Raw genomic sequence first — 24,020 nt, 5'->3', positions numbered from 1 at the left:
CATGCAGTCAGAGTCATTACGGCCCTCGCCCGTTACACCAACCATCGATCTCGACCAACAGGGCGTGCAGCACGGCTTTCTAAGATTGCCCTATAGCCGCGATGACTCTGCATGGGGATCAGTCATGATCCCCATCGCGGTCCTGCGGAACGGTGATGGACCAACCGCGCTTCTGACTGGCGGCAATCATGGGGACGAGTATGAAGGTCCGATTGCCTTATGCGATCTCGCCAGGACTCTCGACATCAATACGATTACTGGGACGGTGATTATCGTTCCTGCAATGAACTATCCGGCTTTTCAGGCAGGCACCCGCACATCACCGATTGATAAGGGAAATATGAACCGCAGTTACCCCGGCAAGCCTGATGGAACTGTTACGCAGAAAATCGCAGACTACTTCACACGCGAATTGCTGCCCCGTGCGGACGTGGTGATAGACTTCCATTCGGGCGGCAAAACCCTTGATTTCGTGCCCTTTGCAGCAGCCCATATTCTGCCGGATAAAGCCCAGGAGACTAAAGGTTTTGATGCGGTAAAAGCCTTTTCTGCCCCTTGGTCCATGCGTATGCTCGAGATTGACGCAGTTGGAATGTATGACACAACTGTTGAGGAGATGGGCAAGATATTTGTTACCACAGAGCTTGGCGGCGGCGGCACAGCGCGCGCTGAAACGGTAGCTATAGCTAAACGTGGTGCAGCAAACTTCCTGCGCTTTAGCGGCATTCTGAGCGGCCAGATCGAACACCGCGAAACGCGCTGGCTCGATATGCCTTCGGGCGATTGTTTCTCATTTGCTGAAGACACCGGATTGATCGAAACCATGATCGATCTTGGCGATCCTGTACGAGATGGGCAGCTCATTGCCCGCATTTATCCCATCGGTCGCACCGGCGTTGCTCCTGCAGAAATACGGGCAAAACTGACCGGAATTCTGGCCGCCCGGCATTTTCCGGGTCTGGTTAAACCGGGCGATTGCGTGGCCGTTATAGGGACTGTCGACTGACAAAAATCTGGAACTTTCCACAGCCCGGCGACTTAATCAAAGACCCGATCATTAGAATGAGGGTCTTCAAATGTCAGATTTGCAAAACCGAATTGCCTTTGTCACAGGAGCGGGATCCGGTTTGGGCGAAGCCATAACCAGAAAACTGTTTGAATACGGTGCCTCTGTAGCGTTAGTAGATATCGACAAAGCCAAGGCAGAGGCTGTCGCCAGCGATATTGACCCCGAAAAAGATAGAACCCTTGTGATCCGCTGCGATGTGTCCAGCGCAAAGGCGGTAGAAACCGCTGTGGGCAAAACCGTCGATTACTTTGGAGGACTCCATCTGGCAGTAAATAATGCCGGGTTTACCGGAAAACGCGAGACGGATACCGGCGAGTATGATCCTGTGGAATGGCAGCGAGTGATGGCTACAAATCTCGACGGCGTCTTTCATGGGCTTCGTTATGAATTGCCCGCCATTGTAAAAAGCGGCGGCGGTGCCGTGGTGAATATGTCCTCGGGCGCAGGCGTTCAGGCTGTTGCAGGTGAGCCTGCCTATGTCGCCTCAAAACACGGTATTGTTGGGCTTACCCGAGCAGCCGCCCTTGAATATGCCGCCCGAAAAATCCGCGTTACTGCTGTCGGACCGGGCTTTATCAACACGCCCGAGATAAGCGCAATGCCGAAGAAACAACAAAATGCGCTTGCCAAATTGCACCCGATGCATCGCATTGGTGAACCCGAAGAAGTGGCTGAACTGGTGGCTTTTCTTCTGTCGGACAAGGCGTCTTTCATAACTGGCAGCTTTCATGCCGTTGATGGTGGAATGACCGGACATTAGCCGGAACAACTTTTATTATCCAAAAGGCCCTGCCGGGCGTAGACTCTCCTTGATGATTCTCTTGCCTATCATGGATTGAGGAATCCAGGCCTGCGAACCATCGTGGTGAAACCGGTTAATGGAGAACTTGATATGGGCGGAGAAGGTCTTCTCGTATTTCTACTGGTTGGACTGATTGCTGGCTGGCTGGCCAGCATGCTGGTTCGCGGCGGTGGCTTTGGCCTCGTCGGCGATCTTGTCGTCGGCGTGATCGGCGCTTTTATTGCGGGCTTCCTGTTTCCAAGGCTCGGCATCTCACTGGGTGCAGGTATAATCGGACAGATTATTGCCGCGGCCATCGGTGCAATTATCCTGCTTGTTATCATCCGCGCCGTTAAACGCGCCTGATTGCTTAACATTCGACAATAAAAAAAGCCTCCGGACCAAATGGTACGGAGGCTTTTTGTTACGTGTTTTCTTCTAGCTGTGGCTGGTTTGAGGCGTAGCGTTTCCACCGGGTTCAGCTGTAGCGCTCTCGGACTTCAAATCCTTTCTGGAAATGAAGGTGTAGAACATCGGCACTACAAAGAGAGTGAAGATCGTTCCCACGAGAATACCGGAGAAGATTACCAGACCGATAGAGTAACGGGCCGCAGCACCTGCACCTGTTGCCGTGATCAATGGGATAACACCCAAAGCCATAGCTGCAGTCGTCATCAGGATCGGGCGAAGACGTGTCTTTGCCGCCAGAATAATTGCATCATGCCGCGAAATGCCATGAAGCTCACGCTGCTGATTGGCAAACTCCACCATCAGAATGCCGTGCTTGGTAATCAGCCCGACGAGGGTGATCAATCCAACCTGAGTATAGATGTTGAGTGTGCCCAAGCCCAGGTTCAGCGGAACAATCGCCCCAAAGATCGACAGCGGAACCGACATCATGATGATGAACGGATCACGGAAGCTTTCGAACTGAGCTGCGAGCACCAGATAGATAACAACCACGGCCAAGGCAAATGCGATCAGAATTGTGCTGCCCTGCTCGATTTCAAGACGGGACTGGCCCGAATAATCGAGGAAGAACCCATCAGGCATCAATGGCTGTGCTGTATCAATAATCGTCTGCAAGCCCTGCCCCGTCGTCACACCCGGCAATGGCAAAGCCGAGATTGTCGCTGAGTTGAGCTGGTTGAACTGCTCAATGGCTGCAGGTGATGCATTTTCGCTGATTTTCACTACCGCAGATAGCGGTACCATATCACCCGATGCACTCTTTACGAAGTACTGGCCGAGCTTGTCCGGATTGGAACGGAAATCCTGTGGCACCTGCGGATAAATGTCATAGCTGTTTGAGTCTCGGTCGAACTTCGACACTTTTGGCTCACCGACGAGTAGTCCGAGTGTCTGACCGATCTCACTGACAGGCACGCCCAAAGCGGATGCCCGGTCACGATCAATGGTAATCGTGACCTGAGGTGCGTTAAACGACAGTGAGTTCTGCACGATGATGAACTGCCCGGAGGCCTGGGCCTTGTTCTTGATATCCTCGGCAACCTCAAACACCTTGTCAGCCGGTCCAGTCGACTGGATGATGACCGAAATAGGCAAGCCGCCGCCAGTACCTGGCAGGGTCGGAGGTGAGAAGATAAATGCTTCGGCACCAGCTACAGGCGCAATACGGCCCTGCAACTCTTCTTGCAGCTGCTTCTGGGATTTGTCGCGCTCGGACCAATCCTTAAACACCCAGATCGCAAATGCGGAATTTGTCGTGCCAAGCCCGAGAATATTGAAGCGGGCTTTCAGCTCAGGCAAATCCTTGGTCAGATTGTCGATCTGATCAGCGTAAAGCTTGGTGTAATCAGACGTTGCATACTGAGGAGCATTCACCAGAGAGAACAACGCGCCGGAATCTTCTTCCGGAGCCAGTTCAGAAGATGTCTTCGTGAAAAGGAACCCGGTTAAAGCGACAAGCGCGATAACAATGAACAATGTTACAGGACGGAAACCCAGTGACCCGGCAACGCGACGTTCATATGCACCTTCGAGCCAGCCGAAAGCACCATCGACGATACGCTGGAAGCGGCTGTGATTGCCACCGCGCAGCAGCAGAGCACACATCATTGGCGATACAGTCAAAGCTGCGACACCAGAAATGATAACCGAACCTGCCAGTGTGAACGCGAATTCGCGGAACAGAGAGCCTGTCAGACCACCTGTAAAGCCCAGCGGTGCGAACACAGCGGCAAGCGTCACGGTCATGGCAATGATAGGGCCAGTGATTTCCTTCATACCGCGCAACGCGGCATCGATTGGTTTCAGCCCTTCTTCGATATGTCGATGGATATTCTCCAACACGACAATTGCGTCATCCACCACCAGACCGATGGCGAGAACCATCGCGAGCAGTGACAGAAGATTGATCGAATAACCGAGAAGAAACAGGAAGAAGCACACGCCGACAAGCGAGATCGGAATGGTGACAACCGGAATAATGACCGACCGGAACGATCCGAGGAACAGCAGAATAACCGCAACAACGATCAGCACCGCTTCAGCAACGGTTTTCAACACTTCTTCAATGGACGAGCTGATTTGCTCGGTCGCGTCATACAACATGGTAATCGTCATGCCTTCCGGCAGCGATTGCTGAATGGATGGCAGCTCCTTGCGAACGGCAGCCGTCATATCGATAGGGTTGGCAGCCGGTGTCGGAAAGACACCAAGGAACGTACCGCTGGAACCATTGAAGGTCACAACCGTATCTTTGCTGACAGCGCCAAGCTCAACGCGCGCTACATCCCGCAGGCGAACAATGCTGTCGCCATCTGATTTGATGGGCATTGCGCCGAATGCTTCAGGCGTCTGCAACGTTGTCTTCAGAGTAATTGGCGAGGCAACATAAAGATTCTTTACCTTGCCTGGAGCCGACAGGAAGTTGGACTGGTTGATCGCAGTCAGCACTTCAGTTGCCGTCGTGCCGCGAGCCGCGAGCTTGATCGGGTCAATCCAGACGCGCATAGAGAATACCTGTCCACCCAGAATCTGGGCGTCGGCAACACCTTGAATAGTCGACATACGCGGTTGAATAACGCGCTCGAGATACTCGGTGATCTGCTCACTGGTCATATTCGGATTCTGTACGGCAAGGTACATGGTCGCGAAGTCCTGACCCGTTCCCTTTGTAATAATGGGATCGTCAGATTCTTCCGGCAGATCGCCGCGAACCTGATTGACCTTGGAGATGACTTCGGTCAACGCAGCGTCTGGATCAGCACCGAGCTTCATCTGAACTGTAACTTTGCTCGACGATGGCGACGAGGAAGATGTTACATAATCGATATTTTCAGTCGTCGTCACCGCTTTAGCGATGGGCGACGAAATGAAGCCCTGCATCAGATCCGCGCTTGCACCCGGATAGGCTGTTGAAATGGTGATAACCGTTTCCTCGACCTTCGGGTATTCGCGAACAGACAAGTTCACTAGACCCTGCGCGCCAAGCAGAATGATCATCAGTGCTACAACCGTCGAGAGAACTGGACGGCGAATGAATATCTCGGAAAAATTCATTTCTTTGGCAGTCCTGCATCGGTTGTATTTGCTGGGTTAACAGAGTTGTCGATCTTCACCGCAGCGCCAGGGCTCAAGCGATTCTGACCTGCAGTAATGACTATGTCGCCTTGTTTCAGACCCTTGGTGACTTCGACCACAAGTCCTGAGCGGCGGCCAGGGGTCACGAATACCTGGGTTGCAACAAGTTTCTCTTCTTTCTTCTCGCCCTCAGCCGGCTTGGCTGCATCGGCAGGCTTTGCCGCATCAGCCGGCTTTGCGGCATCGGCTGGTGCAGCGCCTTCGGCTGGCTTCTTTTCTTCCGGTGCAGGGCGAACAACGAACACGTAATCGCCATACAGGCTGGAAACGAGCGCGGTCTGAGGCAAGGTAACAACGTTTTCTTCCTTCGGAAGTGTCACGCGAACCTGAGCAAATTGACCGGGACGGAGCTTGCCCGAGGAGTTTTCAACCTTGGCACGTACAGAAACAAGGCGTGTCGATGGGTCGATACGCGGCTCGATAGCAGTAATCACGCCATCGAAGCTCTCTTCATTATCAGTGAGGTTGAGTTTGATCGGCTGGTTGATCTCAATGGAAGCAAGTGACTGTTCCGGCACCGTAAAATCAACACGCATTGTGTTGAGATCCTGCAAGGAAACAACGACTGTTCCGGGCGACAGATACTGGCCAAGCTCGATGCCCGGAATACCGACTGTACCCTTGAACGGAGCTTTAATCAGCTTCTGATCGAGAACAGCCTGCAGCTTTGCAATTTCGGCTTTCTTGGCCAAGGATGCTGACTGGGCCTCATCCACATTGGAAACGGCTCCAACACCGCGTGTATTCAACGTACGCGCGCGCTCAAGTGTCTGGTCCGCCAGAACATCCTGCGCCTTGGCAGCAACGATATCGGCCTTTTCAATGGCGTCGTCCAACTGAAGCAGGTCGGCGCCCTTCTCAACCATCTGGTTGGCTTCGAATGGTATGTCCTTGACGATACCTGCTACTTCGACAGCTAGCTCAACACCCTGAATGGCGCTAACTGTACCAATTGCTTCGATATTGGGCGTCCATACACCAGGCTCAACCGTGTAGGTTGATACCGGAGCGGCGGGCTGCTGCATCGTAGCAAAAAAATCTTTGATCGCTTTTTCCCGGAACAGATTGAATCCTACCAATCCAACACCGAGCAATACGACCAGGATCAGGACGATCACGGGAACAATGTAGCGCTTAATCATGGGGGAAACCGCTCCGGAACAAAACAATGGCCAGCAAAATTTCTGCCAGCCTGTCATATGAGATTAACGTAGTGTGGACTTGATTGCCACCCGCAATGTACTGTACCGTCTGGACGGTATTGTCAATATCCGTTGACAGGTGCCTTATAACGAAAGTTTTAGAATGAAGGCGGACACGCTCTCCACCAAAGATAAAATCCTGCAGGCAGCTGCCGAAATTGCCATGGAAGTCGGGCCGGTTAACCTGTCGCTTGACGCAGTGGCCCGTAGAGCCGGTCTGTCAAAAGGTGGACTTCTTTATAGTTTCCCGACCAAAGCAAAATTGCTTGAAGCCCTCGTCGAAAACCATATGGCTGAATTCGACGAATCACTAAAGAAGGAAGAGGCTGCCAGAAATCACGGCAAGAACAGTGTCATTCTTGCCTGCATAGCGGTCTTCAGGGCAGAGTTTCTATGTAACGAGAAAGAGCCCTCCGGCATATTGGCCGCTATCGCCAACGACCCGACATTTCTTGATCCGATACGGCGTTATAATAAACAGCTACTGCAACGCATCCGCGAAAACTCTGAAGATCCCACGCTCGCTTTGATGGCATTTCTGACAATCGAGGGTATGCGCAGCCTGAAACTCTTTGAGATGGAAGGCTTGAGCCGTGACGAGCAAATCGCAACAATTGACCGGCTTAAAGTTCTGTTCGAGACGGTCAAAGCAGCAGAAGTTGTAACCGTAAGCTAATTGACAGGAATATCGCCTGTCGCCCAGGCAGCCTGTGTTTCGCTGACAAAATCATCGAAACGCGTAGCTTCAATTGCGCTGCGTACGCCCTGCATCAGTTGCTGGTAATAGGCGAGATTGTTCCATGTCAGCAGCATGCCGCCAAGCGCTTCACCGGATTTGACCAGATGGTGCAGATAAGCACGACTATAGTCCCGGGCTGCCGGACAGGTTGACTCTTCGTCAAGCGGTCTTGGATCATCCGCATGCCGCGCATTACGCAGATTGACCTTGCCACGGCGGGTGAAGGCAAGACCGTGCCGCCCTGCCCGCGTCGGCATTACGCAGTCAAACATATCGATGCCGCGCGCCACTGATTTCAAAATGTCATCGGGCGTGCCGACACCCATCAAATAACGCGGCTTTTCCGTAGGAAGCTCCGGGCAGGTCACATCAAGCATGTCGAGCATGACTTCCTGCGGTTCGCCAACCGCCAGTCCACCCACCGCATAACCTTTAAGGTCCATGGACTTGAGAGCCTGTGCAGATCGTATGCGCAGGTCCGGAACATCACCACCCTGCACGATCCCGAACATGGCCTTTCCCGGCTGTGTCCCGAATGCAACCTTGCAACGCTCTGCCCAACGCAGCGAAAGCTCCATGGCACGCTGAATGTCCTTGGGAGTCGATGGCAGCGCAACACACTCATCGAGCTGCATCTGGATGTCAGAATCCAGTAGACCTTGAATCTCAATTGAGCGTTCCGGCGTCATTTCATAGGCACGCCCATCAATATGTGAGCGGAAGGTCACGCCCTTCTCGTCCAGCTTGCGCAGTTGGGCAAGCGACATCACCTGAAACCCGCCTGAATCCGTCAGAATCGGACCGGGCCATCGCGCAAAATCATGCAGGCCACCAAGTTTGGCGACCCTTTCGGCCCCCGGTCTCAACATCAGATGATAGGTATTGCCAAGGATGATGTCGGCGCCCAAATCGCGCACCTGATCCATATACATGGCTTTTACCGTACCTGCCGTGCCGACCGGCATGAAGGCAGGCGTGCGGACAGTGCCCCGCGGCATGGTGATTTCACCGCGACGGGCTTTGCCGTCCGTGGCTATCAATTTGAATTCAAAGTTTTCGCTTGTCATGATGCTGATCGCCATAACAGGCTTGAGTCGCCATAGGAATAGAAGCGATAGCGGTTTTTGATCGCATAGTCGTAAGCTGCGTGCATGCGCTCAAACCCGCTGAATGCGGAAACGAGCATGAACAATGTGGAGCGCGGCAGATGGAAATTGGTCATCAGCATGTCTACTGCGCGAAACTGATAGCCTGGTGTGATGAATATGTCAGTCGGTCCCGACCATGGCCTTATGACACCATCCTCGGCGGTGGCACTTTCCAGCAGACGCAAGGATGTTGTGCCAACAGAAACAATGCGTCCGCCCCTTGCCTTAACTGCATTTAATGCCCCTGCCGTGGTGGCATCGACAGTACCGATTTCCGCATGCATCTTGTGATCAGCCGTATCATCGGCCTTTACCGGAAGAAATGTTCCTGCACCCACATGCAACGTTACGAAATGTTCTTCAATGCCGCGCTTTTTCAGATCCGCCAGCAGCTCTGGCGTAAAGTGCAATCCTGCGGTCGGAGCCGCAACAGCGCCTTCTTCGCGCGCATAGACTGTTTGGTAATCCGCCTGGTCGCGCTCGTCTTCGGCACGTTTGGAAGCTATGTAAGGTGGCAATGGAATATGCCCGACAGCAGCAATCGCCTGATCAAGATCGGGTCCGCTGAAGTCAAAGACAAGCAGTGCCTCGCCTGCATCGCCTTTTTCAGCAACAGTTGCGTGCAACGATCCCAACAGACAAGCATTGTTGCCATCACCGAAATCGATCCGCTCGCCTTCTTTGATCCGCTTGGCAGGTCGCAGGAAAGCTTTCCAGCGGTCCGGACCGGCACGCATATGTAAAGTCGCGCTAATTTGCGCCTTCACGCCTTCACGCTCACGAAAACCTTCAAGTTGTGCCGGTATCACTTTGGTATCATTGAATACCAATGCATCGCCTTCCTGAAGAAAATCTCCAAGATTGCGCACTGTACTGTCCTGAAAGTCGGAACCATCATTCTTTACAAGCAAAAGCCGCGCTGAATCGCGCGGCTCTGCCGGTCTCAATGCAATGTTGTCTTCCGGCAAGTCGAAATCGAAAAGATCAACACGCATATAAACAATGCCTTATTCAGCGTCTGCAGCAACGCGCATGGAAACGATGGAATCTGGATCCTGCACTGGTTCGCCACGCTTGATCTTGTCGACATTATCCATGCCTTCGATGACCTGACCCCAAACCGTGTACTGGCGATTGAGGAAGCCTGCATCGTCAAAGCAGATGAAGAACTGTGAGTTGGCAGAGTTTGGGTTCTGCGAGCGGGCCATCGAACAAGCGCCGCGGCCGTGATTGGCGTTGGAGAATTCAGCCTTCAGGTCCGGCTTGTCCGAACCGCCCATGCCTGCGCGCGAAGGATTGAAAGAGCTTCCACCCTGCTTGCCGAACTTTACGTCGCCGGTCTGTGCCATGAACCCGTCAATCACGCGGTGAAAGACAACGCCGTCATAAGCGCCTTCACGTGCCAATTCCTTGATACGCTCGACGTGGCCGGGAGCGAGATCCGGATAAAGTTCGATAACAACATTGCCCTTGGTTGTTTCGAGCAGGATTGTGTTTTCTGGGTCTTTGTAAGCCATATCAGGCAATCTCCTTGTTAGTAATTACTGGCCAACTGTGACCTTGAGCATCTTGTCGGGGCTATCAACAGCACCATTGTCTGCCTCTGAACCCTTCTTGATCTTGTCTACGGCTTCCATACCACTCGTAACCTTGCCGACAACCGTGTACTGGCCATTGAGCGAAGGATATTCGGTGAACATGATGAAAAACTGCGAATTTGCAGAATTCGGGTTTTGTGAACGTGCCATGCCAACGACACCGCGAACGAATGGTTCCTTGGAAAACTCTGCAGGAATATCGGGACGGGTTGAACCGCCGGTGCCGGCCGCGCTTTGATTGTATCCTTTTTCGGTATTGCCATATTGCACATCGCCGGTCTGCGCCATGAAGCCCGGAATTACGCGATGAAACACGACATTATTATAAGCGCCCTCTTTGGCGAGCGCCTTGATCTGTTCAACATGCTTGGGTGCAAGGTCCGGAAGCAGTTCAACCTTGACGTCACCGTCCTTGAGTTTGATCGTCAGGGTGTTGGCATCGTCAGCCCAGCTGGGGCTGAGTGTGGCAAACGACAGAGACGAAACGGCAGCAACAAGCAATGCTGTGCGGAATACGGACATGAAAGTCTCCAGATCAAGATTTGAATTTAGTCTTGAGCGCATCAGCGACAAGCGCGGGAACAAAGTGCCGGACGTCTCCGCCCATGGCCGCAATCTGCCGAACCAATGTGGCAGTAATTGTGCGGACGGATGGATCGGCAGGCAGAAACACGGTTTGCAACTCCGGTGCCATCTTACCGTTCATGCCAGCCATCTGCATTTCATAGTCAAGGTCGGTTCCGTCACGCAGACCACGAACCATAAGCGAGGCTTTGTGTTTACGTGCCGCATCGATGAGCAATCCATCAAACGAAATGACCTTAATTCTTTTGCCGTCCTTGCCAAACACATCAAGAGCAACGCGCTGGATGAGGTCTACCCGTTCCTCAAAAGTGAATAATGGTGCCTTGCCGGGGTGAATACCAATGGCAACAAATACTTCGTCTGCAAGTCTCAGCGATCCTTGCAACACATCCATATGGCCATTGGTGATCGGATCGAATGATCCGGCATAGATTGCTGTCGTCATGAGCGCTTACTAGCGGTTTTGCCTGTGGGTTTCAATGGCCAGAACCAATCCCATGAACAGTAGATGAACAAGTTCCTCAGCAAGCATTCAGAAGTGTTCACCTATGCGTGAACTGCACTGATGAAACCATTTCACGGTTACTACGTTATTAACCATGAATAGCAATGACACCGAAGGGACTGATTTATGTTTATTCTTCTGAGTATTGCCATGATGGTTGCAATGATGGTCTCAGCTATCATCATGATCGTCGAAGAAAACAAAAAGCGGGAAGCCCCCGTAAGAACATCCCGCTTCGGTGTTTATCACGTGCGCGATAACTAAGCCTACCGGCGAGTTATACCTCGCTGGTGCCCTCGCCTGACTCCGGCGCTACCACTTCTTCTTCACCCGGAACCGTGTCTTCAATGTCTTCGGATTCCGTCTCGGATATACGCTCTACAGAAACGACCTTTTCGCCGTCCGCAGTATTGAAGATGGTGACGCCCTTTGTAGAACGACCTGCGATGCGAATGCCATTTACCGGAACACGGATAAGCTGGCCCCGATCAGAGACAAGCAATATCTGATCTGCTGCCGCAATTGGGAACAGCGCCACAAGCTTGCCAATCTCATCAGTCTTTGACGTATCCGTAGCGCGAATGCCCTTGCCCCCACGACCGGAAACGCGGAATTCATACGATGATGAGCGCTTGCCATATCCGAATTCGCTGACAGTTAACACGGTCTGTTCACGGTCGCGAAGCTCTGCATAACGCTCTGGCGACAGACTGGTAAGTTCGGCAGCTTCCTCGCCAACCAATGCGATTTCTTCGACATCGTCCGCCCCTTGCGCCCGGCGTTCTGCTGCAGCCTGCTTCAGGTAAGTGGAACGTTCGGCCGGGCTTGCTTCGACGTGGCCCAAAATCGCCATTGAGATGATCTTGTCGCCAGGCGCGAGGCTTATGCCGCGAACACCAATCGAATTACGACCGACGAACACACGAACATCCGTTACCGGGAAACGAATGCACTGACCACCGGCTGCCGTCAGCAGGACATCATCAAACTCATCACATGTATCGACGCTGAGAATTTCATCGCCTTCTTCTTCCAGCTTCATCGCAATTTTACCGTTGCGATTGACCTGAACGAAGTCCGACAATTTATTACGGCGCACGGTGCCGCGCGTTGTGGCGAACATCACATCGAGATTTGCCCAGCTTGCTTCATCCTCAGGCAGCGGCATGATGGTCGTAATACGCTCGCCCTGTTCGAGCGGCAGCATATTGATCAACGCCTTGCCGCGCGATTGCGGCGTACCGATAGGTAAGCGCCAGACCTTTTCCTTATAAACAATGCCGCGCGATGAGAAGAACAGCATCGGCGTATGCGTATTGGCGACGAAAAGGCGCGTGACGAAATCTTCATCCTTCATCGAAACGCCTGAACGACCTTTGCCGCCGCGGCGCTGCGCACGATAGGTCGCGAGCGGCACGCGCTTGATATAACCGGCATGGCTGACGGTAACGACCATGTCTTCCCGGGCAATGAGGTCTTCATCGTCCATATCTGCGCCACCGTCAGTCAGGACTGAGCGGCGCGGCGTACCAAATTCATCACGAATGGCAATCAGCTCATCCTTGACGATACTCATGATGCGGGTGCGGGAGGCAAGAATTTCGAGATAGTCAGCAATTTCCACGCCGATCTTGTTCAACTCATCGGCAATTTCATCGCGGCCAAGAGCCGTGAGACGCTGCAGACGTAGGTCGAGAATTGCGCGGGCCTGTTCTTCCGACAAATTATATGTGCTGTCATCATTCAACTTGTGGCGTGGATCAGCAATCAGCGTGATCAACGGTGCAACGTCGTTGGCTGGCCAACGGCGCTCCATCAACTGATCGCGTGCAGTTGCTGGATCTGGCGCTTTGCGGATCAGAGCGATAATCTCGTCGATATTCGCAACCGCAATAGCGAGACCGACCAAGACATGCGCACGATCCCGAGCCTTGCGCAGCAGGAATTTTGTGCGGCGGCTGACGACTTCTTCGCGGAAGCTGACGAAAGCCCGCAAAATATCGAGCAGATTCAGCAGACCCGGCTTACCGCCATTCAATGCCACCATATTGGCGCCGAACGATGATTGCAGCGGGGTAAAGCGATAAAGCTGGTTTACGATCACGTCAGCAACCGCATCACGCTTCAACTCGACTACGACGCGATAACCATCACGATCAGACTCGTCACGGATGTCGGAGATGCCTTCGATCCGCTTTTCGCGAACCAGATCGGCCATCTTTTCAATCATCGTCGCCTTGTTAACCTGGAAAGGCACTTCCGTAATAATGATAGCCTCGCGATCGCCGCGCATGCTTTCGATAGCAACCTTGCCCCGCATCAATATGGAGCCGCGGCCAGTGCTATAGGCCGACATAATGCCCGATCGGCCGAGAATAAGACCGCCGGTCGGGAAATCCGGACCGGGAATATATTCCATCATCTCCGGAAGTTCGATGGCCGGATTATCAATCAGCGCAACGCAGCCATTGATAACTTCAACCAGATTGTGCGGCGGAACATTCGTCGCCATACCGACGGCAATGCCGCCGGAGCCATTGACGAGCAGGTTAGGGAAGCGCGCCGGTAAAACCGTTGGTTCCTGCTCACGGCCATCGTAATTGTCCTGAAAGTCGACAGTTTCCTTGTCGATGTCGGCAAGGAGCGATTCAGTTACTTTTTCCAGACGGCATTCGGTGTAGCGCATGGCTGCGGGGCTATCACCATCAATTGAGCCGAAATTGCCCTGTCCGTCCACAAGCGGATCGCGCAATGACCAATCCTGCGCCATGCGGACAAGCGCGTCATAGATCGAAGCGTCGCCGTGCGGATGGTATTTACCCATCACTTCACCGACGACACCCGCTGATTTACGATAGGAACGGTTCCAGGCCAGACCCATTTCATTCATCGCATGCAGGATACGACGATGAACCGGCTTCAAGCCGTCGCGCACGTCAGGCAGAGCGCGGCTGACGATCACGCTCATCGCATAATCGAGATAGGAACGCTGCATCTCCTCGATGATGGAAATGGCTTCAATGCCGGAGCCAGGTCCGGTCTTGTCGTCTTCTGGGCCAGGAGGTGGAGTTAAATCAGACACGAGGCACTCATCTTTCGAATAGAATCAATCTTGAACTTATAGCGGCTTTCCAAACCAAATGCCAATCAACGTACCAGTAATGCACAGATGAAAACCCTTTAATATCAATGACATAAAATAGAGTTTCTCATGCGGTGAAAAACTTGCATAAGGAATTTCATCTTTATCGACGCTGGATAGCAAATCCGGTAAGTTAAGGCGGGGACAGCCATGGGCTTGCATGGTGTTTAGCAGAAAAGAAAAGCAAAATCGTGGCGTTATATGACTCAATTCTGAATGCGCTCGTTACGCTGATGGTCACAATCGATCCACCGGGGTTAGCGCCGCTTTTTCTTGCCCTTACACAGGGCATGAATCGTAAGGAACGTGGCCAGGTCGCCCTGCGTGCCAGCCTTACCGCATTTATCGTTTTGACGGTATTTGCGATTGCAGGCGCTCAGATATTGGCCCTCTTTGGCATAACGCTTGGAGCCTTCCGCATCGCCGGTGGTCTGCTTCTCTTTTGGATCGCCTTTGAGATGATTTTCGAAAAGCGTCAGGACCGCAAAGAAAAGAGCGCTGCTGTAGCGATAACCAAGGATCATATCCGCAATATTGCTGCATTTCCGCTGGCCATTCCGCTTATTGCGGGCCCCGGTGCCATATCAGCGACAATTCTTCTGGCCGGAACCATGTCAACACCGGCCTCGCGGCTTGCCCTGATTGGCGTGATCCTCCTTTGTATAGCATCGGCCTATCTCGTCTTTTTTGTCGCTGAAAGAGTGGACCGTTTTCTGGGTGAAACTGGTCGCTCCATACTCACGCGCCTGTTGGGCGTCATCCTTGCCGCGCTTGCAGTTCAGTTCGTTGCCGATGGTATAAAGACATTCGTCACCGCCTGATCAAATAGCACTTTCCTGTCCGCCTATCCTGATAAGCAACGCAAGCGGGCGGCCCGCAATGGCGCCGCCGAAACTATCTGTGATGGGCAATTGCAGGCTGTGATTGGACGCCTCCAGCACGGATGCAAAGAATGCGCGCTTCAAGGTCACATCGCCATTCGATTTTTGATCCGCATCGCTGGATATCCCACCATTAAACCGGTGGCTTGTCTCCTTCCGCCGCTTCACGCTGAGTTATCAAACGAGCGCTGCGCGCTCCTGTGACCGATATCCAGAGCCAGCTCAGAGCAACGGCAAGCCGGTTGCGCACTCCGATCAGGAAATAGATATGCGCCAGTCCCCATAGCCACCATGCGGGGTAGCCTTTCAGCTTGATAAACCCGAAATCCGTCACTGCCGCGCGCTTGCCAATCGTGGCCAAATCTCCTGCGTGGCGATAGCGAAATGGTTTGGGTTCGTTATCACCGGCAAGTCGTGCCTTTATGGTCTTCGCCACATGCGCTCCTTGCTGTTTCGCAGCAGGTGCGATGCCGGGAACATTGCCCTTATCGCCGTTGGCGACCGTTGCCGTATCACCAATCACAAAGATTTCGGGGTGATCCGGAGCTGTCAGATCGGGATTGACGGCAAGGCGCCCCGCCCGGTCTGCCGGTGCATTCAACCATTTGGCAGCGGGAGACGCTTGCACACCTGCCGCCCAGATAATTGTCTTGGCGCGCAGTGAATGGCCCGCAAACTCCACGCCATCAGCATGGCATGCGGTGACTGGATTACCGACATGCACGGTAACCCCGAGTTTCTCCAATGCTCTCTGGGCATAGGCAGAAAGCTCCTCGTTGAACGCGCCGAGCACGCGGCTGCCGCCCTCGATCAGCACAACCTTGGCCATTGCCGGGTCAATCACACGGAAATCACCCTTTAATGTATCGCGCGCGAGATCGGCCAAGGTACCCGCAATTTCCACGCCGGTTGGTCCACCGCCGATGATAACGAATGTCAGCAGTTCCTCCCGCTTTGCCGGATCAGGTTCCCGTTCGGCTTTTTCAAATGCGGTAAGAATACGCCGGCGGATCATCGTGGCATCTTCGAGTGTCTTCAGGCCCGGAGCAAAAGGCTCCCAGTCGTCATGGCCGAAATAGGCGTGTCGTGCGCCAGTTGCGAGCACGAGCGTGTCATAGGGGATCGTTTCACCATCCACTGTAGACACAGTCCGCTTTGCGGTATCGACATGATCGACCGTGCCAAGCAATGTTTTAACGTTCTTGAATTTGCGCAAAAGATGCCGGATCGGCCAGGCAATTTCAGATGTCGCCAAAGTTGATGTCGCGACCTGATACAGCAGCGGCTGAAACAGGTGGTGGTTGCGTTGATCGATCAGCGTTATGTCGATATCAGCCTTGCGCAGATTTTGAACTGTAACCAGTCCGCCAAAACCTGCGCCGACGATAACGAGGCGATGGCGAGGTGCAACTGTTTCAACTTGGGTCATAACCGGGGCTCCAATGCACTTGCGCCACAGGTCTAACAGACCGCTGATGTTGCTACAATTGCACTAAAGTCCGGTCAGCAATGCGTTATCGGACGATCAAACCACATCCGCATCGCATAAGCTGCTTAGGCATCAGGCGGCTTTTGTTTCTTTGAATTCGCGATGGGCTGCGGCAATGCTGTTGCCGATGACATAACCTTCACTCAGGTGAATCTGCGGGTCTTGAGAGTCGGAATTCAGAAGCACTCTTGAAGTGGCAACACTGGCACCGCAGAAATCGAATATGCCATGATCAATCTGTGTCCTCATGGCATTGTCATAGCCATGCTTTTCATAGGTCCTGTCATCCGCGCCACCGATACCGACAAGATGAACCTGAAGATGACCGAGCTTCTTCAAAAGCTTGCCGTCAAAATTGTCGTCATAGGCCCAGCCATTCGAAAACACCCGGTCAATCCATCCTTTAAGAAGTCCCGGCATCGACCACCAGTAAACCGGAAATACCAGCACCAAAGTATCGGCGCGGTCTATTCGGGCCTGCTCGGCTGCTACATCCTGCGGCGAAGCTACTCTCGTCCGATGCGCCAATAGATCTGCTTCGCTAAAACGTGGGTCAAAACCTTCTGCAGCGATATCCGCAATTTCATACGTGTGAGCGGGCCCGGCCTTGGAAAAGCCTTCACCGATGTTTGCTGCCACACTATTGGTTAGCGATTTGGGTTCCGGATGTGAGGTGACAATGAGCGCATGCATGTTGAATACTCCATTGAATAGAGGTTGCGGAAACAGCTGTTTGCTTATATACTTTTCGTAAGTTACTTTTGGTATATAGCGATGTCAAGCGTAAAATCTCAGAATCCATCTCCTCTATCCTCCCCACGCCAACGTCTGACGCGGGATGCGCGCCATCGACAATTGCTTGACGTGTCCTGGCAATTGATCAGCCAAGAGGGTACTGAAGCCTTGACGCTCGGACGGCTTGCGGAGCAATCAGGTGTCACCAAGCCTGTCGTCTATGATCACTTCGGCACCCGACCGGGTCTTCTCGCGGCGCTTTTCATGGAGTTTGATGCCCGCCAGACCGCAATCATGGATGCCGCGCTTGATCGTGCAGCTTCCAGTTTGATCGATGTTGCCAAGGTAATTTCGTCTTCATACGTTGATTGCGTTCTTACACAGGGACGCGAAATACCCGGTATAATAGCTGCCCTGAAAGGCGCACCCGAGCTTGAAAAGATCAAGCATGACTTTGAAGCGGTCTTCATAGAAAAGTGCCGGAAACTGTTGAACCCGTTCTCTGGGCCAGAGGGTACCCCTTCAGCGGGACTGTGGGGAATGCTAGGCGCTGCCGAAGGCTTGTCGAACGCTGCGGTGAATGGCGATATCACGCCTGCGCAGGCGAAAAATGAACTCTATGAGATCATTATTTCCATGGTTGAGCGTAGTTTGCGTAAATCCTGATCAATCAACCTCACCCACATTATGATGAACTGAAAAAATGTTTTCAGGATCGTATTTTCTTTTCGCCTTTTGAAGACGTTCGATATTTTCGCCCCAAAAGGCCTTTTGCCAGTCAGTCTGGAAATAATTGCTCTCTGCAAGATAAGAACCATTGGTGGCGATGCGGGAACGAAGCGCATTCATCGCAGCATCGACACGCGCTGCATCCCTATTCGCCTGCTCGAGATCAGGCTCATGCCCATGAACGCCGGGATAGGCCGGTGGACCTTCGGCAGCGCAAATCAGCAATGCGAAAGCGTCGGCAACAGCGGGGTTCATTGCAGTGTTTCTTGCCGCTTCGCGAACGTTTTCCGGTGCACCAGCCAGTGCCTTGTTTGTATGGAGCGAGACACTCCAATGGCGGCTTGCTTCGAACAGCGCGCGCGACAGATCAGCCTTGCTACCTGCACCCAGCAAATCTTCTGACAACCAGGTCGATTGGTACGCGTGGATAACCTGCCCTGCCTCTTCGCGATTGCTCGCCCAGAAAATACGCTCCTTGCTGGCACCCGGTTGACTGTCAGTCTCCACGACGCCGGGAAGCGTCTTGAGAAACTCCGCATCAAAGAACGAAGTTGCAGGTACGGCCAGTACGACTGGGTCGGATGCCAGTTGATACTTATCTGAATTTTCTTTGACCCAGCCGAAGAATGGAGCCCATACGCGCTCCGCCTCTGCCTGCTCAAGGTCCTGAAAAACCATGGAAATGGCAAGAGCATTGTTCGGCCGGAAAGCAAGCTGTTCACCCCAATTGGGATTAAACAAAGATTGGCTATAGAACGAAACAGCGCGCTCAATCAGGCCACTATAGGCATCGTCGGAGTTTGCGCGAATTTCAGCGAACACAGCACCGAAAGTCTTGGGTAAAACATGCGTCTTGAGTGTTAGGCTGGTAATCACGCCAAAAGTGCCGCCACCGCCACCCTTGAGAGCGAAAAAGAGTTCTGGCTCCTGATTCTCGTTGACAATACGCACCAACCCATCGGCTGTTACAATTTCCGCCTGCAGCAGGCTTGATGCAGCCAGACCATATCGTTTGGAAAAACTCCCGAATCCGCCGCTTTGTACAAGCCCCGCAACACCAACTGTCAAACAACCACCGCCCTGGACGTATCTGCCAGCTCGAACGCATACTTCGCGGTATACATCGCCCCATATTGCCCCGGCACCAATGGTGACAGCTTCTACGGGTTTTGCTTTGCTGCCCTCAGGGATGAAAGCATCGTGGGTTGTGATCGCCTGCATGGCACGTGTCCAGATCAGCAGCGAATGCGCTGAATTTGAACAGCCCTGATAGCTGTGTCCTCCGCCCTTTACGGCGAGGCGCACCCCATTGCTGCGGGCAAAATTGACTGCTGCCGCTACGTCTTGTGCAGATTGGGCCTTCACGACATAAGCGCTTGGCTGGGCTGACCAAGCACCCACCCAGCCGAATGTTTGTGTCAGAGCAGGATTATCACCAAGGAAATAAGGGTTGCTGACCGAGCCGAAAAAAGCTCTGCATGCTTCACCATCCGGCTGCTCCAGGCATTTGGCAAGCGGCCACTCAACAGGCGCAAGGCGATCCCCAAGAACCTCGGCCAACTTCGCCCATGGCACATTGGGCGCAGGAGTTCCGGCAGTTGCAGACAGGACATTACCCTGAGCCTGGGCAAGCGTTACAGGAAAGGGCAAAAAAGCTGCGCTTGCGAGAAGGAAGTCTCGTCTTTGCATTGTCAGCCTCAATTTCAGGAACGGCAAAACGCGGGAAGGATTGCTGGTGTAGCGGGCAGTCTGCATTGACAGACGCATTAGTTGAATGGCCCCATATAGAGGCCGATGCGAGTGAGAGCGCCAAACTCAACAAAGCGTGCGGCACTCCCCAATTGCTTTAAGCCAGCATTCCTGAGCGCAAGCGAACAAGTGCTGATCGACAATAAGCCATTGCCAGAGTTAGTCCTGTTTCCAGTCTCAGAAAGGAATTTCGTCGTCGAGATCTCGCGAAAAGTTGCCGCCGCTGGAATTCGATGAGCCACCGGCATTGGACCGGCCGAAATCAGAACCGCCGCGATCATCCATCTGGCCGCGACCCGAATTGCCTTCAAACGACCTTCCGCCGCCAGCCCCGGCACCCTCACCGCGGGAATCCAGCATCTGCAATTCGCCACGGAATTTCTGCAGTACCACTTCCGTCGAATAACGGTCATTCCCGGTCTGGTCCTGCCATTTACGGGTTTGAAGCGCGCCTTCGAGGTAAACCTTCATACCCTTCTTCAGGTACTGTTCGGCAACTTTGGCAAGATTGTCATTGAAAATGACAACCTGATGCCATTCGGTCTTTTCCTTGCGCTCACCGCTATTCTTGTCGCGCCAGCTTTCCGATGTCGCAATACGCAGATTGACGACGGGATCGCCTGAGCCAAGCCGCCGGACTTCCGGGTCAGCGCCAAGATTTCCAACCAAAATGACCTTGTTGACACTGCCTGCCATGTTAAAAACTCCACAAATTCCAATTTTTAAATTTTGGCTATCATATAGAAGCCTTGAGCGTGGCGGGCAATTGATTGCCAATATCCACAATATACACCTTGTCGCTGCACTGGCTTTCAAGTCGGGGCGCAACGCTACTGCCAGATTTGTCAGGAGACTTTCTTCACGTACACCACCAATTGCAATTCATCTGTCTACCCGTCACCGACTTGTCCGCAGTGAAAAGCATGGATGTGGAGCAAGAGTCGCCTATAGCGATTTTTGTTCTTTATTTGTTCTATCACTTGCTCTAACAATGTCAACATGGCTATGGTGATTCAGGATGGTGGATTAAGCTCCGGCCTCGTAAATTATCCATAACACACTAAATAAAGGGAACTCTTCTCCCAGAGAAAAATTCCCCATAACGGCATGCCCTGTCAAAGGCGAACGAACATGAGCGATCAGAAGTACATTTCCATTCGCGGCGCGCGCGAACATAATTTGAAGAATATTGACCTCGACCTGCCGCGCGACAAGCTGATTGTCATGACCGGCCTGTCGGGCTCGGGCAAATCGTCCCTCGCCTTTGATACGATCTATGCGGAAGGCCAGCGACGCTATGTCGAAAGCCTGTCAGCCTATGCGCGGCAGTTTCTGGAAATGATGCAGAAGCCTGATGTCGATCAGATTGATGGTCTGTCTCCGGCTATTTCCATTGAGCAAAAGACAACCAGCCGCAACCCGCGCTCTACGGTGGGTACTGTCACCGAAATTTATGATTATCTGCGCCTGCTTTATGCGCGTGTTGGCATTCCCTATTCGCCGGCAACCGGATTGCCTATTGAGAGCCAGACCGTCAGCCAGATGGTTGATCGTGTGATGGCGCTGGAGGAAGGCGCTCGCCTGTTCATTCTCGCGCCTATCGTGCGCGGACGTAAAGGCGAGTACCGCAAGGAACTTGCCGATCTGCAAAAGCGCGGTTTCCAGCGCGTCAAGGTAGACGGCACATTCTATGAAATTGCCGATGTTCCCACGCTCGACAAGAAATACAAGCATGACATTGATGTCGTGGTGGACCGTATTGTCGTACGCTCCGACATTTCCGCTCGCCTGGCAGACAGTTTGGAAACCTGCCTGAAACTCGCCGATGGCATTGCCGTGGCGGAGTTTGCCGACAAGCCGCTGCCTGCTGATGAAACTTCCAGTGAATCGGCAAACAAATCGAAGAATGAAACACATGAGCGGATCATGTTTTCAGAAAAATTTGCTTGTCCGGTTTCGGGGTTTACCATTTCAGAGATCGAACCAAGGCTGTTCTCTTTCAACAATCCCTTCGGTGCTTGCCCGACCTGTGATGGTTTAGGAACGCAAAAGGCCATTGATCCGACAATGATCATCCCTGATGAAGCATTGACGCTGAAAAATGGTGCCATTGCTCCTTGGGCCAAATCGAGTTCGCCCTATTACAGCCAGACATTGCAGGCGCTGGGCGAAGCTTATGGTTTCAAACTTGGCGATCGCTGGCGCGATCTGAAAGAAGATGCACGCGAGGCCATTCTCTACGGCACAGGCAGCCGTGAAATAGCATTCTCCTACGATGATGGCTTGCGTTCTTACCGCACGACCAAATCTTTCGAAGGCGTCATTCCAAATCTCGAACGTCGCTGGAAAGAAACGGATTCCGCGTGGTCGCGCGAGGAAATTGAGCGCTTCATGTCCGGCACGCCCTGCCCGGCTTGCAAAGGCTATCGCCTGAAGCCCGAAGCCTTGGCTGTCAAAATTGGTGGCCTGCATATCGGCCAGATTACTGAAAAGTCCATTCGCCATGCCGATGCCTGGTTCAGCGATATCGACAAGACTTTCAATGACAAACAGGCAGAGATTGCCGCCCGTATTCTCAAGGAAATTCGCGAGCGCCTGCGCTTCCTGAATGATGTGGGTCTCGATTATCTCGCCCTTTCACGCAATTCCGGCACGCTTTCCGGTGGTGAAAGCCAGCGCATCCGGCTTGCATCCCAGATCGGCTCGGGGCTCACCGGCGTTCTCTATGTTCTGGATGAGCCATCCATTGGTTTGCATCAACGCGATAACGAGCAATTGCTGAAAACCCTGCGTCATCTGCGTGATCTCGGTAACACCGTTATCGTCGTTGAGCATGATGAAGACGCGATTTTGACAGCAGATTATGTCGTGGATATCGGTCCTGCTGCGGGTATTCACGGCGGGCAGATAATCGCTGAAGGCAGTCCTGCGGATATCATGGCCAGCCCAAAATCGCTGACCGGCAAGTATTTGTCCGGCGAAATTGAAGTGGCAGTGCCGGCAGAACGGCGCAAGGTCAACAAAAAGCGGATCAAGGTTGCAGGTGCACGCGGCAACAATCTGAAGAACGTCTCTGCAGAGATTCCGCTTGGTACCTTTACAGCCGTCACAGGTGTTTCGGGTGGCGGTAAATCTACTTTCCTTATCGAAACCCTGTTCAAAGCTGCATCGCGGCGGATCATGGGATCACGCGAACATCCCGCGGAACATGATCATATTGAGGGTTTGGAGTTCCTCGATAAGGTTATCGATATTGACCAATCGCCGATTGGGCGTACGCCTCGGTCCAACCCCGCAACTTATACGGGTGCTTTTACGCCAATACGCGACTGGTTTGCCGGACTGCCGGAAGCCAAGGCACGTGGTTATCAGCCCGGCCGCTTCTCGTTCAACGTCAAGGGCGGTCGATGTGAAGCCTGTCAGGGTGATGGCGTTATCAAGATCGAGATGCACTTTCTGCCGGATGTCTATGTCACTTGCGATGTCTGCCACGGCAAGCGCTATAATCGTGAAACACTTGAAGTTCTCTTCAAGGGCAAATCGATTGCCGATGTGCTGGATATGACTGTCGAGGAAGGTGCGGAGTTCTTTGCTGCGGTTCCTGCCGTTCGCGATAAATTGCAGACACTGGCCAAAGTCGGACTTGGCTATATCCATGTTGGTCAGCAGGCAAATACGCTCTCCGGTGGTGAAGCTCAGCGTATCAAACTTGCCAAGGAACTATCACGCAAGGCCACTGGACGGACGCTCTACATTTTGGATGAGCCAACAACCGGCTTGCATTTCCACGACGTAGCAAAACTTCTTGAAGTTTTGCATGAGCTTGTCGATCAGGGCAATACGGTGGTGGTGATTGAGCATAATCTCGAAGTCATCAAAACTGCAGATTGGGTTATCGATCTTGGTCCCGAGGGCGGCGATGGTGGCGGCGAGATTGTTGCGGTCGGTCGTCCGGAAGATATTGTCGATGTCGAGCGCTCTTATACGGGTCAATTCCTGAAAGAGCTGTTGCGTCGCCGTCCGGGACACCGGACACAGGCTGCGGCCGAGTAACTGAGCATC

At 53.0% G+C, this 24,020-nt stretch carries 21 protein-coding genes; 8 read left to right on the top strand and 13 right to left on the bottom strand.

The features are described from left to right. The first annotated feature begins 1 nt into the window (after nucleotide 1). The 3 genes from doeB (at nucleotide 2) to PMI41_RS06535 (ending at nucleotide 2,216) form a co-directional block, all read left to right on the top strand. A complete protein-coding gene (doeB, locus tag PMI41_RS06545) occupies nucleotides 2–1,006 on the top strand; it encodes a N(2)-acetyl-L-2,4-diaminobutanoate deacetylase DoeB (RefSeq protein ID WP_008123035.1) in 1,005 nt (334 codons plus the stop codon). 70 nt (nucleotides 1,007–1,076) lie between these two features. Further along, nucleotides 1,077–1,829, top strand: a complete 753-nt coding sequence (locus PMI41_RS06540) for an SDR family NAD(P)-dependent oxidoreductase (RefSeq protein ID WP_008123033.1) — start codon at nucleotides 1,077–1,079, stop codon at nucleotides 1,827–1,829. Nucleotides 1,830–1,961: 132 nt separating this feature from the next. Beyond that, nucleotides 1,962–2,216 (top strand): GlsB/YeaQ/YmgE family stress response membrane protein, encoded by a 255-nt coding sequence (locus PMI41_RS06535; RefSeq protein ID WP_008123031.1) that lies wholly within the window; start codon nucleotides 1,962–1,964, stop codon nucleotides 2,214–2,216. 72 nt (nucleotides 2,217–2,288) lie between these two features. Here the strand turns inward: PMI41_RS06535 and PMI41_RS06530 are convergent, their stop codons facing one another. Together PMI41_RS06530 and PMI41_RS06525 are read right to left on the bottom strand one after the other, a co-directional pair. Then, entirely contained in the window at nucleotides 2,289–5,375 is a 3,087-nt protein-coding gene (locus PMI41_RS06530) for an efflux RND transporter permease subunit (RefSeq protein ID WP_008123028.1), read from the bottom strand. Further along, on the bottom strand, nucleotides 5,372–6,598 hold the full coding sequence (locus PMI41_RS06525; RefSeq protein ID WP_008123026.1) for an efflux RND transporter periplasmic adaptor subunit: 1,227 nt from the start codon (nucleotides 6,596–6,598) through the stop codon (nucleotides 5,372–5,374). The genes PMI41_RS06530 and PMI41_RS06525 overlap by 4 nt, the downstream gene beginning before the upstream one ends. Before the next feature lie 163 nt (nucleotides 6,599–6,761). Here PMI41_RS06525 and PMI41_RS06520 point away from each other — a divergent pair, with 163 nt between their 5' ends. Continuing rightward, nucleotides 6,762–7,334: a TetR/AcrR family transcriptional regulator gene (locus PMI41_RS06520; RefSeq protein WP_008123025.1), complete on the top strand. Its 573-nt coding sequence runs from the start codon at nucleotides 6,762–6,764 to the stop codon at nucleotides 7,332–7,334. Here the strand turns inward: PMI41_RS06520 and tgt are convergent. The 5 genes from tgt to coaD are packed head-to-tail and all read right to left on the bottom strand — an operon-like array spanning nucleotide 7,331 to nucleotide 11,173. Then, nucleotides 7,331–8,464, bottom strand: coding sequence for a tRNA guanosine(34) transglycosylase Tgt (gene tgt / locus PMI41_RS06515; RefSeq protein ID WP_008123023.1), 1,134 nt, complete (start codon nucleotides 8,462–8,464; stop codon nucleotides 7,331–7,333). The genes PMI41_RS06520 and tgt overlap by 4 nt on opposite strands. Next, nucleotides 8,461–9,540, bottom strand: coding sequence for a tRNA preQ1(34) S-adenosylmethionine ribosyltransferase-isomerase QueA (queA, locus tag PMI41_RS06510; RefSeq protein WP_008123022.1), 1,080 nt, complete (start codon nucleotides 9,538–9,540; stop codon nucleotides 8,461–8,463). The genes tgt and queA overlap by 4 nt, the downstream gene beginning before the upstream one ends. A gap of 12 nt (nucleotides 9,541–9,552) precedes the next feature. Beyond that, nucleotides 9,553–10,062 carry a peptidylprolyl isomerase gene (locus tag PMI41_RS06505; RefSeq protein WP_008123019.1) on the bottom strand — a complete coding sequence of 170 codons (510 nt, stop codon included), beginning with the start codon at nucleotides 10,060–10,062 and terminating at the stop codon, nucleotides 9,553–9,555. 24 nt (nucleotides 10,063–10,086) lie between these two features. Beyond that, nucleotides 10,087–10,665, bottom strand: coding sequence for a peptidylprolyl isomerase (locus PMI41_RS06500; protein WP_008123017.1), 579 nt, complete (start codon nucleotides 10,663–10,665; stop codon nucleotides 10,087–10,089). Nucleotides 10,666–10,678: 13 nt separating this feature from the next. Then, nucleotides 10,679–11,173 carry a pantetheine-phosphate adenylyltransferase gene (coaD, locus tag PMI41_RS06495; RefSeq protein ID WP_008123014.1) on the bottom strand — a complete coding sequence of 165 codons (495 nt, stop codon included), beginning with the start codon at nucleotides 11,171–11,173 and terminating at the stop codon, nucleotides 10,679–10,681. A gap of 186 nt (nucleotides 11,174–11,359) precedes the next feature. Here coaD and PMI41_RS24955 point away from each other — a divergent pair, with 186 nt between their 5' ends. Next, complete coding sequence (locus tag PMI41_RS24955) at nucleotides 11,360–11,497, top strand: hypothetical protein (RefSeq protein WP_008123012.1); 138 nt, start codon at nucleotides 11,360–11,362, stop codon at nucleotides 11,495–11,497. Nucleotides 11,498–11,510: 13 nt separating this feature from the next. On the opposite strand, the gene gyrA is transcribed toward PMI41_RS24955, so the two are convergent. Then, complete coding sequence (gyrA, locus tag PMI41_RS06490) at nucleotides 11,511–14,315, bottom strand: DNA gyrase subunit A (protein WP_008123010.1); 2,805 nt, start codon at nucleotides 14,313–14,315, stop codon at nucleotides 11,511–11,513. A 251-nt stretch (nucleotides 14,316–14,566) separates the two neighbouring features. Between gyrA and PMI41_RS06485 the strand changes: the two genes are divergently transcribed. Then, nucleotides 14,567–15,196, top strand: a complete 630-nt coding sequence (locus PMI41_RS06485; protein WP_008123008.1) for a MarC family protein — start codon at nucleotides 14,567–14,569, stop codon at nucleotides 15,194–15,196. Here PMI41_RS06485 and PMI41_RS24950 read toward each other — a convergent pair whose 3' ends face one another. The 3 genes from PMI41_RS24950 to PMI41_RS06475 all read right to left on the bottom strand — a co-directional run bounded on the left by PMI41_RS24950 (nucleotide 15,197) and on the right by PMI41_RS06475 (nucleotide 17,438). Then, the gene (locus PMI41_RS24950; RefSeq protein ID WP_157179327.1) at nucleotides 15,197–15,346 is read right to left on the bottom strand and encodes a hypothetical protein; all 150 of its coding nucleotides are present in this window, start codon (nucleotides 15,344–15,346) and stop codon (nucleotides 15,197–15,199) included. A 43-nt stretch (nucleotides 15,347–15,389) separates the two neighbouring features. Beyond that, entirely contained in the window at nucleotides 15,390–16,685 is a 1,296-nt protein-coding gene (locus PMI41_RS06480) for an NAD(P)/FAD-dependent oxidoreductase (protein WP_008123007.1), read from the bottom strand. 132 nt (nucleotides 16,686–16,817) lie between these two features. Next, complete coding sequence (locus tag PMI41_RS06475; RefSeq protein ID WP_008123006.1) at nucleotides 16,818–17,438, bottom strand: NAD(P)H-dependent oxidoreductase; 621 nt, start codon at nucleotides 17,436–17,438, stop codon at nucleotides 16,818–16,820. Between the two features lie 81 nt (nucleotides 17,439–17,519). Between PMI41_RS06475 and PMI41_RS06470 the strand changes: the two genes are divergently transcribed. Further along, on the top strand, nucleotides 17,520–18,146 hold the full coding sequence (locus PMI41_RS06470) for a TetR/AcrR family transcriptional regulator (protein ID WP_008123005.1): 627 nt from the start codon (nucleotides 17,520–17,522) through the stop codon (nucleotides 18,144–18,146). Here PMI41_RS06470 and PMI41_RS06465 read toward each other — a convergent pair whose 3' ends face one another. Beyond that, the gene (locus PMI41_RS06465; protein ID WP_202949288.1) at nucleotides 18,147–19,976 is read right to left on the bottom strand and encodes an FAD-binding oxidoreductase; all 1,830 of its coding nucleotides are present in this window, start codon (nucleotides 19,974–19,976) and stop codon (nucleotides 18,147–18,149) included. It lies immediately after the preceding gene. A 159-nt stretch (nucleotides 19,977–20,135) separates the two neighbouring features. After that, complete coding sequence (locus tag PMI41_RS06460; protein WP_008123003.1) at nucleotides 20,136–20,654, bottom strand: single-stranded DNA-binding protein; 519 nt, start codon at nucleotides 20,652–20,654, stop codon at nucleotides 20,136–20,138. Between the two features lie 435 nt (nucleotides 20,655–21,089). On the opposite strand from PMI41_RS06460, the gene uvrA reads away from it, so the two are divergent. Continuing rightward, entirely contained in the window at nucleotides 21,090–24,011 is a 2,922-nt protein-coding gene (gene uvrA / locus PMI41_RS06455) for an excinuclease ABC subunit UvrA (protein ID WP_008123002.1), read from the top strand. Nucleotides 24,012–24,020 lie beyond the last annotated feature (9 nt).

Source organism: Phyllobacterium sp. YR531 (genome assembly GCF_000282595.1).
Taxonomy (GTDB): Bacteria; Pseudomonadota; Alphaproteobacteria; order Rhizobiales; family Rhizobiaceae; genus Phyllobacterium.
Note: the sequence above shows the minus strand (reverse complement) of the source record. Positions and strands in the feature narration are given on the sequence as shown.

Excerpts from the sequence above, each read along its gene's own strand:
- PMI41_RS06505 (WP_008123019.1), bottom strand. The coding sequence starts at position 10,062 with ATGGCTTACAAAGACCCAGAAAACACAATCCTGCTCGAAACAACCAAG.
- PMI41_RS06480 (WP_008123007.1), bottom strand. The coding sequence starts at position 16,685 with ATGACCCAAGTTGAAACAGTTGCACCTCGCCATCGCCTCGTTATCGTC.
- coaD (WP_008123014.1), bottom strand. The coding sequence starts at position 11,173 with ATGACGACAGCAATCTATGCCGGATCATTCGATCCGATCACCAATGGC.
- PMI41_RS24955 (WP_008123012.1), top strand. The coding sequence starts at position 11,360 with ATGTTTATTCTTCTGAGTATTGCCATGATGGTTGCAATGATGGTCTCA.
- PMI41_RS06530 (WP_008123028.1), bottom strand. The coding sequence starts at position 5,375 with ATGAATTTTTCCGAGATATTCATTCGCCGTCCAGTTCTCTCGACGGTT.
- PMI41_RS06475 (WP_008123006.1), bottom strand. The coding sequence starts at position 17,438 with ATGCATGCGCTCATTGTCACCTCACATCCGGAACCCAAATCGCTAACC.
- PMI41_RS06525 (WP_008123026.1), bottom strand. The coding sequence starts at position 6,598 with ATGATTAAGCGCTACATTGTTCCCGTGATCGTCCTGATCCTGGTCGTA.
- doeB (WP_008123035.1), top strand. The coding sequence starts at position 2 with ATGCAGTCAGAGTCATTACGGCCCTCGCCCGTTACACCAACCATCGAT.
- queA (WP_008123022.1), bottom strand. The coding sequence starts at position 9,540 with ATGCGTGTTGATCTTTTCGATTTCGACTTGCCGGAAGACAACATTGCA.
- PMI41_RS06520 (WP_008123025.1), top strand. The coding sequence starts at position 6,762 with ATGAAGGCGGACACGCTCTCCACCAAAGATAAAATCCTGCAGGCAGCT.
- uvrA (WP_008123002.1), top strand. The coding sequence starts at position 21,090 with ATGAGCGATCAGAAGTACATTTCCATTCGCGGCGCGCGCGAACATAAT.
- PMI41_RS06500 (WP_008123017.1), bottom strand. The coding sequence starts at position 10,665 with ATGTCCGTATTCCGCACAGCATTGCTTGTTGCTGCCGTTTCGTCTCTG.
- PMI41_RS06465 (WP_202949288.1), bottom strand. The coding sequence starts at position 19,976 with ATGCGTCTGTCAATGCAGACTGCCCGCTACACCAGCAATCCTTCCCGC.
- PMI41_RS06540 (WP_008123033.1), top strand. The coding sequence starts at position 1,077 with ATGTCAGATTTGCAAAACCGAATTGCCTTTGTCACAGGAGCGGGATCC.
- PMI41_RS06535 (WP_008123031.1), top strand. The coding sequence starts at position 1,962 with ATGGGCGGAGAAGGTCTTCTCGTATTTCTACTGGTTGGACTGATTGCT.
- PMI41_RS06470 (WP_008123005.1), top strand. The coding sequence starts at position 17,520 with ATGTCAAGCGTAAAATCTCAGAATCCATCTCCTCTATCCTCCCCACGC.
- PMI41_RS06460 (WP_008123003.1), bottom strand. The coding sequence starts at position 20,654 with ATGGCAGGCAGTGTCAACAAGGTCATTTTGGTTGGAAATCTTGGCGCT.
- tgt (WP_008123023.1), bottom strand. The coding sequence starts at position 8,464 with ATGACAAGCGAAAACTTTGAATTCAAATTGATAGCCACGGACGGCAAA.